Origin of the sequence: Nitrosopumilus sp. (assembly GCF_025698945.1) — an archaeon.
Classification (GTDB): domain Archaea; phylum Thermoproteota; class Nitrososphaeria; order Nitrososphaerales; family Nitrosopumilaceae; genus Nitrosopumilus.
The window spans coordinates 207,361-216,102 of the sequence record NZ_JAILWM010000004.1 but is presented as its reverse complement, the minus strand read 5'-3'; the positions used below and the strand labels follow the sequence as shown (position 1 = coordinate 216,102).

General features: G+C 30.0%; 14 protein-coding genes. 4 read left to right on the top strand and 10 right to left on the bottom strand.

Annotated elements, in window-relative coordinates; all coding sequences use genetic code 11:
• A partial coding sequence (locus tag K5790_RS09555; protein WP_297594531.1) for a DUF3892 domain-containing protein occupies window positions 1-437 on the bottom strand: 437 nt, incomplete at its 3' end.
• A 97-nt stretch (window positions 438-534) separates the two neighbouring features.
• On the opposite strand from K5790_RS09555, the gene K5790_RS09550 reads away from it, so the two are divergent.
• The 3 genes from K5790_RS09550 to K5790_RS09540 all read left to right on the top strand — a co-directional run bounded on the left by K5790_RS09550 (window position 535) and on the right by K5790_RS09540 (window position 1,984).
• Complete coding sequence (locus K5790_RS09550) at window positions 535-909, top strand: hypothetical protein (protein ID WP_297594529.1); 375 nt, start codon at window positions 535-537, stop codon at window positions 907-909.
• A 5-nt stretch (window positions 910-914) separates the two neighbouring features.
• Window positions 915-1,598: a hypothetical protein gene (locus K5790_RS09545; protein WP_297594527.1), complete on the top strand. Its 684-nt coding sequence runs from the start codon at window positions 915-917 to the stop codon at window positions 1,596-1,598.
• 86 nt (window positions 1,599-1,684) lie between these two features.
• Window positions 1,685-1,984: a hypothetical protein gene (locus K5790_RS09540; RefSeq protein WP_297594525.1), complete on the top strand. Its 300-nt coding sequence runs from the start codon at window positions 1,685-1,687 to the stop codon at window positions 1,982-1,984.
• A 212-nt stretch (window positions 1,985-2,196) separates the two neighbouring features.
• Here the strand turns inward: K5790_RS09540 and K5790_RS09535 are convergent, their stop codons facing one another.
• The 9 genes from K5790_RS09535 to K5790_RS09495 form a co-directional block, all read right to left on the bottom strand.
• The gene (locus K5790_RS09535; protein ID WP_297594523.1) at window positions 2,197-2,610 is read right to left on the bottom strand and encodes a hypothetical protein; all 414 of its coding nucleotides are present in this window, start codon (window positions 2,608-2,610) and stop codon (window positions 2,197-2,199) included.
• A 53-nt stretch (window positions 2,611-2,663) separates the two neighbouring features.
• Entirely contained in the window at window positions 2,664-3,149 is a 486-nt protein-coding gene (locus K5790_RS09530; RefSeq protein ID WP_297594521.1) for an acyl-CoA thioesterase, read from the bottom strand.
• 54 nt (window positions 3,150-3,203) lie between these two features.
• Window positions 3,204-4,535 carry a UbiD family decarboxylase gene (locus tag K5790_RS09525; protein ID WP_297594519.1) on the bottom strand — a complete coding sequence of 444 codons (1,332 nt, stop codon included), beginning with the start codon at window positions 4,533-4,535 and terminating at the stop codon, window positions 3,204-3,206.
• Entirely contained in the window at window positions 4,528-4,869 is a 342-nt protein-coding gene (locus K5790_RS09520; protein ID WP_297594517.1) for a proteasome assembly chaperone 4, read from the bottom strand. Before K5790_RS09520 ends, K5790_RS09525 begins: the two co-directional genes overlap by 8 nt.
• 17 nt (window positions 4,870-4,886) lie before the next feature.
• Window positions 4,887-5,357, bottom strand: a complete 471-nt coding sequence (locus K5790_RS09515; RefSeq protein ID WP_297594515.1) for a hypothetical protein — start codon at window positions 5,355-5,357, stop codon at window positions 4,887-4,889.
• Between the two features lie 339 nt (window positions 5,358-5,696).
• Window positions 5,697-6,275 carry a hypothetical protein gene (locus K5790_RS09510; RefSeq protein WP_297594549.1) on the bottom strand — a complete coding sequence of 193 codons (579 nt, stop codon included), beginning with the start codon at window positions 6,273-6,275 and terminating at the stop codon, window positions 5,697-5,699.
• A gap of 105 nt (window positions 6,276-6,380) precedes the next feature.
• Complete coding sequence (locus K5790_RS09505; RefSeq protein ID WP_297594513.1) at window positions 6,381-6,707, bottom strand: phage head-tail connector protein; 327 nt, start codon at window positions 6,705-6,707, stop codon at window positions 6,381-6,383.
• An 83-nt stretch (window positions 6,708-6,790) separates the two neighbouring features.
• The gene (locus K5790_RS09500; protein ID WP_297594511.1) at window positions 6,791-7,132 is read right to left on the bottom strand and encodes a nascent polypeptide-associated complex protein; all 342 of its coding nucleotides are present in this window, start codon (window positions 7,130-7,132) and stop codon (window positions 6,791-6,793) included.
• Window positions 7,129-7,602, bottom strand: a complete 474-nt coding sequence (locus K5790_RS09495) for a PUA domain-containing protein (protein ID WP_297594509.1) — start codon at window positions 7,600-7,602, stop codon at window positions 7,129-7,131. Before K5790_RS09495 ends, K5790_RS09500 begins: the two co-directional genes overlap by 4 nt.
• A 90-nt stretch (window positions 7,603-7,692) precedes the next feature.
• On the opposite strand from K5790_RS09495, the gene K5790_RS09490 reads away from it, so the two are divergent.
• Entirely contained in the window at window positions 7,693-8,733 is a 1,041-nt protein-coding gene (locus K5790_RS09490; protein ID WP_297594507.1) for a phosphate uptake regulator PhoU, read from the top strand.
• Window positions 8,734-8,742: the final 9 nt, after the last annotated feature.

Below are 8,742 nucleotides of genomic sequence, written 5' to 3'. Positions count from 1 at the left end.
AATTCTTGTGGAAGCTCATCATCTGATTGTTTTGGCAGTGAACCTCTAGGACTGGGAGTAGGTTTTGAAGGAGTTGCTGGTTCTGGTGTCTCTACAGAAAGTGATTCTAATTCTTGAAGTTGTTTTTGAATTTCAATTGGTGCCTCAGGTAAATCACCAAGATTATCAAAATTCACTTTATTTCCATCTATTCTCAAATAGGGATTTCCATTTATTGAAAAAGTTTGGATTTTATTTCCTTTTTTCCAGGAATTATTTCCACTGTAAATTGTGATATATGTAAAGCCGTTTTTGATATCAGAAGCTATTGTTAAACGATCAATTGGTTTTCCAATTGTTATTCCCTTTTCAGAATCCTGATGACGAATGGCTATACTGATCAAATGATTTGAGTCATAACTAACTTGAGAAATTAGATAGTCAGCCCATTTGTCCATTATAAAAAATAATGATTAATTCCTACTAAATAAGCGAACTTACATAGAAATAGGCACAAAAATAAGATTATAATTAGCAACAAATGAGTTAATTCAAATGGAAATTTCTATAGAACCATGGAAAAAGTTGATAATTCATGAAGTGATTGAATATCATTTTGATGATTGGGTTAAACAAATAGCATTTAGTACAAGATCATCAGGTGGAGGTATTCCAACAATGCAATGGACTAACGGGATTGTTTTTTCTCCTGCAAATTTTCCAACAACAAATATTACGGTGGAAGAACAATTAAAAGGAATTTTACATTGGTCATCAGTATCATTTGCAATTAAGGAAAAATTTGAAAAGCAAATCGTAAAAGAAAATGCAACAATTAATTTGGTAGATGTTAGTGTTAATGAAATTTTTAAAGAACTTGCTACAAACTTAAAAGCACAATCCAAATATGCCACACAAAAATCTAATTGAAATAGATGGATATTGATGAATCAATAAAAAATTGTGAAATTTATTTAAAACAAATACAGCAATATGATCCTGACCCATTCTATGTAAACTATTTCTTAAATGAATTTGTAAATTCAATAAATAAAATAACTAATGGAATTTTTGAAGAAGCAAATAGAGATTTTGGATTATTTATTTCAGGTAAAGTTTCTCAAAAAGAATTTTTTGAAAAAGCAAGACAAAAAAATGATCTAAACGCAATAAAATTTTCAGAGTGGTTTTCTAATAAAGAAATTCAAGAGCATCAAAATCCAATCCCTAAAACAATGCAGAAAATATTGGAATTCAGAAAGAAATTCAATAAATTACCAGATATTAAAATAATGATAAGAGCATCAGACAGATACAAAGATGATATCTACCAACAGATCAAATTCAATTTGTCTAGTAAAAAATTACGTTCTAAAGATGAATTAAATTATGAAGTTAAAAGACAACTACCAATATTTTTAGAAATTATTAATCAGAAAAGAGTTCAAAATAATGAGCCTAAAGTTAGTGAAAATCAGGTGTTAGCATCTGCATTTCTTGATATTGAGGATTTTGATGATGTAGAAATAGCATATACAGTCAAAATTTACATTCCAGTAATTAAGAGAATTGTACAAGATTCTAGAGAGAAAATTAGAGAATTAACTACTTGGAAATAATAAAAATGAGAGAATAATTTAAAAAAATTAGCTTCTCAAAGATTTAATCAACAATTCTTTTTAAAAAACTATAACTGATAAATAATATGGGATTTTTTTCTAATTTTAAAAAAGAACTACAAATTAAAAAAAGAGAAAAAGCTGCAGAAATCAATGGAAGGAATCTAAAAGAAATTTTAAAAAAACTCAAAGAAGAAAGAGACAAAATTGAAAAAGATACTGGAATAAGACCACAAATTGATGATACCACACAAATGTTTATGCAAAAAATTCTTAATGTTTGGATTTCAGAAGGTAAAAAAATTGACGAGGAAAAATTTTGGAAAGAAGTGGATCATAATAGACAATTTTCTCATTCAGTAGATTATTACGAAATAAAGAATTAACTCCTAAGAATTTTCTTTAATTCTTTTGAATGGTTTTTATCAAAATACTCAATTATAAAATGAAAGATAATTAATTTTCCAAAAACTATCATTGAAATAAACCCAAGAATTGGCTCATTCTGATAAAACAAATACGAAATTACACCAATTGCTGTAAGAATTTCTAAAGTACAAGTACAAAAAAAGAGAAGTTTTTCTCTCAATTCAATTAATTAGTTGGTTTTTGGCCACATTGAACTCCAAGTTTCAGCAAATTTTTTCATCATTTCGCCATATGCATTCATTTGTTCAAGAGATGATGAACTTAGAGAATTTTGCCAATTTTCAGCAAATTGTTTGAAAGTTGCAGCATTAGAATCATTAAGTGATTTTTGCCAATTTTCACTAAAGTCTTTAAAACTTTTCATTCCTGCTTCATTCAATGCTTTTTGCCAGTTTTCTCCAAATAGCTTCATGGTTTCAGCACTAGATTCAACAGTAGCTTTTTCCCAAACTTCATTGAATTTTGCTTGCATTTCATTACTAGCATTTTGAATTTGCTCAAAGAGAGTCTTCCAATTTTCTAGAGATTTTGTGTATTCTTGCCACAATGAATCCCATTCATTTGGTTTTTCTTGTTCAGACATCAACTAAAGATTATTTTCATTATTCTTAAATGGATCTATAAAAATCAGATTTGTTATTTTTTACGATTTTTTAATCTCTTTTCCATTCGTAATTTACCTTCTTCAAATTTGGTTCTATCTTCATCTGTTTTTAGAGATAATTTTGGAACATGCATTGGTTTTCCATTTTTATCAAGTGCAACAAATGTTACAAATGCAGTGCCAGTAATTGTTCTAATACCCGTAACTATGTCTTCTGCTTCAGCTTTGACTTCAATTTCCATAGAAGAGTTGTGAACATAATTAATTCTGGCATTTAGTTTGAGAACATTTCCTACAAAAACAGGTTTTAAGAAATTAACACTGTCCATTGAGACAGTAACAGCATTAGATTGGGAATGTCTTTGTGCAACAATACCTGCCACCATATCAATGTGTTTTAAAATTTCACCACCAAAGACATTTCCTGCTGGATTGGCATCAGATGGAAACATCCTAACTATAACTTCGGCATGTGACTCAGAAGGACTTTTTTCTCGAATTGTAGGATTTTTTTCCATTTTATTTCACTAAGATGGAATTCTCATCCCATTTAATTTAATCAGTAATGATGATTATTTGAAATATTTTTTTAGTTTAATTTTATCAATTTTTGGAATTTTTGCCATCTCAAATCCTTCTGGACGCTTTGAAAATGAGCGTGTAGCATCAAATCCAATTTTTGCAGTTTTTAATTTTTGTTGATTGCTAGAAGGATCTAAACTAGACCCTCTAACATTTTTTAAAATAACTAAATCTTTATCAGCTTGAAAACGAGTTGCCATTGCATATTCTACAGATTCAGCATTATTAGGATCAATATCTTCATCAACTATTGTTACTTGTTTAAGAGAACGATGCGATTCAAACGTCTTTTTAATAATTTTTTTAGGATCAGATTCATTTTTCTTTTTAATTTGAACAACTGCATGTAACCAATTACATCCACCATTTGTCATCGATACCTGAACTGTTTGTGGAAATGTTTTTTTCAATTCTCCATTTAGTTTGGATTCAATAGGCATTCCCATGAGTAATCTATGCTCAGAATATCCTGATAAAACATCATGAAAAATTGGATTATTTCTAAAGTAAAGATTTTCAAGTTCAAAAATGGGTTGTGAACGCTTATGATCATATGTTTGAAGCATTTCAACCATCCATTCAGGATGAGTTTTATCACGTAGTATTTTTCCTTCCATAACAATTTCAGAATTAGATGGAACGTTTAATCCAGAATATGGAAGTTTTGCTAGAGTTAGTTTTCCATCTAAAAGAGAATTTGCAATATCAATTTCATCTTTTCCCCATTCAGCTTGATATGCACCAGCAATTGAAATAGCTGGATGTACACCAACAGTTATTGCAATTTTAAGATCTTCACCATGTTCTTTAGCATCAATAAAACATCGATGTAGATGACGGCCCTCAACCATTCTTATAGAAAAATGAGTTTTATCAATAGGCATTAATCGATGAAATGATGAATTTTGTTTTCCAGTATCGGGATTAACTGCATATGCTATTGAGGATGTGATAAATGGGCCTGATTCTTTTTCAAAATGAGTAACTATAGGCATGGAATACACATTTTTTGATTTATTTTCCATGAATTTTCCATAAGGAATAACTTTAGGCCTTTTTGCTTTTTTAATAGCTGAAATGATTTTTTGATGGATGTTTGCTTCTGTTGTCCCAACTGCTAAAGCAAATCTTTTTCGAGTTCCTACTAGATTAGACACCAAATGGAATTTACTTTCTTTAATATTTTCAAATAAAACAGCATCTAAACCGTCTACTTTCGCTGTAATTCCTGCAATTTCAAATTTAGTGGATACTTTGGTTTTTACTATTTTAAGATCTTTACTCTTTTTTAGTTTTGAGATATAATTTCTTAAATCACTCATTCTCAATCATTTCCATTATTTCAGACATTAAGCCTTTTGCAGCATCAGGGTTTAGTTCCTTTTGGATAAATGTAGTCACAATAGCAATACCTCGCATCCTAGTGCTTATTCTTTCAGCTACTAATTTGAGAAAAAGAGATTCAGTCTTGGATGGAATTACGGTAGTTGTTACTGGTGAAGGTCCTGTAGCCAAGGATACAACCATAGAACCTAATTTGTTAGAACCTTCGGTAATAGATACAAAATAACCATTATCAAATTTTTGAATGTTTAAAGAAAAGTTTCGGCTCTCCAAATTTACCAATCTATGGAAAAATCCATTTGGAGAGTTCAATAAGCTATGAACAAGCCTTATGCTTTTATTGCTATTGTTTCACTTTCGTGGGAAGCTTCAACTTTATTTGGATTCTTCTTGCAATTTTTTTCGTGTTTGTCTACATAGACAAACATTTTTTCACAAAAAGTGCATGAAGTTTTTTCTTTTGTTTTTGTTGAACCCTTTGACTTAGTGGTTTTTGCTTTTGCAGTTTTAGCTTTTGATTTAGATTTTGCTGGTATTGCTTCTACTTCAATCTCATTTGATTGAGTATCTGCTACTGCTTGAGCCTCAATAGAATCAGCCTCTACCCTTGCTCGTAATTTTGCTTTATATTTCAGATTACGTGGTTTTGTTCTTAATCTATATCCACAACATGGACACCAGAGCCCTTCCCATTTGATGAAAATTTCGCAAATTTGGCATCGACGTTGTCCAGAAGCATATCTTCCGGTTCCAACAGGCTTTTGAGCCTTATATCTAACACAAATTCCTTTACAAGTCATCTTGGTGTTTTATATAGAATTCATAACTATATAAGGATGGATCGATAAAATATTCAAAATAAATCTAAAAAAATGTAATTCTTTTATCATTTAGATCGATCAAAGTTATTAGTTTCAAAAAAAACCAATAATTCTTCAATAAATATGTATAGCTTATTCAGAAATGATATTTTTGAAAAAATAACACCTATCCATATAGTTGTTTGAGTAAAAATTTCAATTTTATCTTGAAAAATTGAAAAATTCATGAGAAGTTCATACTTTAATCATAAATGATGAATACGTTTTTGAAAAGATTCTAGAATATCTTGATTTTTAAAAATTTTTCAAATTCGAATTTTATCCAGTTATTGAAAGAGGTAAAATTGAATATCTAAAACCATCTCTTTGAGATATATACTTTGCAGAAAGCATATCACGTTTTCCACGCTGATTAAAATTCTTGATTTTTAAGCTGGTTTTTCTTTCATCTACAAATTCTAATTCATAAGATGAGCAGAATTTCAAATTAAGCATTGTAGAAATTTGTTTAGCAATGTGCATATTGCCATTTCCAATTTTAACAATTTTTCTTTTTGCACGAAGGCCTCCCAAAACACAAATTACATGAGAAATTAAATTTTCAACTGAGGAATGAAAAATGCTCTCAATTTCTTTACCATAATAAAAAATAGACAAGCCAATTCTCTTTCCAGGATCAATACCTAAAATGAGATCTTTCTCTAAATAATCCAAATTTAGTTTTTGCATCATCAATCCCTTTATTACTGTAGGATGATTTTCAAAGATATCTTCATAAAGTAAAGCCTTTTCACATTTTTTTGGAGATTCTTTTTTAGTTGTGAGGATGAGATGTCCAGCATAATTAATTATTTCTTCAGGCAGAATAGAATCAAATGGTAAATTGAGAGTTTTCAAATATGTGGAAAATCTATAGTAAGGTTTACCATAAACAGTAGCAATTCCAATACGAGCATTTAGTATGGGATCGATATTATTCAAGATGAAAAATGGAATTTATTTTTATGCCTTCAAAACAGTTGACACGACATGTTTTACTGCTTCATCAAAATTTGCATCAATATTTGATTGAGTTTCTGATAGTTTAGCCTCACCAGCCTGAGCAATTTTTGCAGATTCTGCTGTGGCCTTTTCTTTAGAAGCATTAATCATAGTTTCTGCTTCTTTTGTAGCCATTTCTCTTGTTTTTTCTAATAGTGAGTCAATTTCGGTGGTTGCTTTGATTGAAAGTTGTTTTTTCATATCTGCTACTTTGCTTGTAAGAGAATCAAGATCATTTTCAAGTTCATTTAGAGACTTGATTATTCCAGTAACTTTGGATTCAGCCATACTGCTCATTATATCCAAAATTCTATTATTCCAATACTTAAATCATTCATTTTTATCAAATTTCTAGGCACAAAAATGGTAAATTATCCAGTTGTCAGAAGTAATATTGCTCGGGCTAGATCGCCTTTTGCTTCCTCTAAAGCAACCCTAGCTTTTTCTTCATCAACTCCAGCTTGCTGACTAACTAATTGAATATCCTCATCAGAGAAAATTGGAACTTCTAGTTCTCTTTCTTCATAACTATCTGCAGTAACTGTGAAAATTGAATTTTCTTTTGCCTTCATTTCAGTTACAGATGGTTTGGTTACAATGATTTCTTTTTTATCTGTCTTTATGATTACTTCTTGAACATTAGGAATCTCACTCATATCAAGCCCCATCTTATCCATCATTCTTCGCATTTCGCGATTTCCACCACGCATCATGATTTTATTTCCTCATTTCGACTTTTTAAACTATCTCTGACCTTAATGGCCACGCCTCTTTTAAAATCAGAAATCATCTCATTTGACAAAACAGCCTTTCCAACTGCTATGACTTTATCTCCAAAAATTACTGGGGTATCAGCAGAAATTCGAACATTTTTTCCACACCACACTACATGTTTACAAAATACAGATTTACCATCCTTAACAAAAGGTGCTGCTTCATCATTTATTTCTACACAGTTTTCACGAAATTTTTTATTTTTTAATAAGATTTGTGCAAGATAAGGGCTTATTGCCAGTCCACCATCAATTCTCAAAGTACAGAGTAATTTACCATCATGAGAAACAGTTCTAATTCTTCCAGTCTTTCTTGAGAAAGTCATTTCAATTTCTTTAGGCAATTGTTTTGACACTCCACTACCAAATAAGGCATCTAAGGTATGCTTTAATTTCAAAACATTATCCATAAACATAAGAATTTTGAACTTAATATTAGTTCAATGCAATACTATATTTTTTGTCACAAACTATATAGAATGGAATTTTTTATTTAGATCATGGAAGAAAGAGAAGAAACAAGGAAAATTCAATTTACTGGAAAATCATCATATATAGTTTCATTACCTAAACAATGGATTCTTGATCTTGGTCTAAAACAGGGCGACCAGATCAGAATGATAAGAAAAGGTTCTGCAACCTTAGAACTCTATCCTCCAAAATTTGAATCGCGTATCCAAAAAAAAGAAGATGCCGTAATTGAGATTGATGTAGAAGAAGAAGCATCATCAATTGTTAGAAAATTAATTTCCTTGTATTTTTTAGGATTCAAAACAATAAATGTAAAACCTAAAAACGGAAGGCTTAGTCCTAACCAAAGAAACACGGTAAAAGAAGCAGTAAAAAGAATGCTGATGGGTTCAGAAATAATTTCTGATTCAAGTGCAGGAATTACAGTTCAAGTTTTAGTTAATTTACTTGAATTATCAGTAGATGGGGCTTTCAAAAGAATGATTCATTTAGCAAAATCAATGTCAAGTGATGCAATTTTGGCGGTTAAAGAGAATAATTTGGATCTTGCACAAGAAGTAATCAATACAGATGATGAAGTAGATAGATTTGGATTCTACATAATTCGACAATTAAAGATTGCAATTCAAAATGAGCATATGCTAAAAGAAATGGGGTTTAGAAATGCAAGGAATTGTCTAGGGTATAGATTAGTTGTAAAAAATATTGAAAGAACTGGAGATCATGCTGCATTTATAGCAAAAGATCTTCTTGAATTCAAAAAACCAGTAAAAAAAGAGATTCTATCAAAATTACAAGATATGAATGAATTTTGTCTTTCAGTTTTAGATGATTCATGTTTGGCATTATTCAAAGAAGATTATGCTCAGGCTGAAAAAACAATTAAAAAAACAGATGAAATTGTAAAATTTGAGAAAAAAGTTAGAGATGCCTCAAAAACCCTAAAAGATGATGAGGAAATTTACAGGATTAGGAGAATGACGGAAAATATAAGAAGAATTTCAGAATATGCCAGTGATATAGCAGAAATCGTTTTGAATATGAATATAGAAAAGACCCTTAAAAAATAGGATAATTAT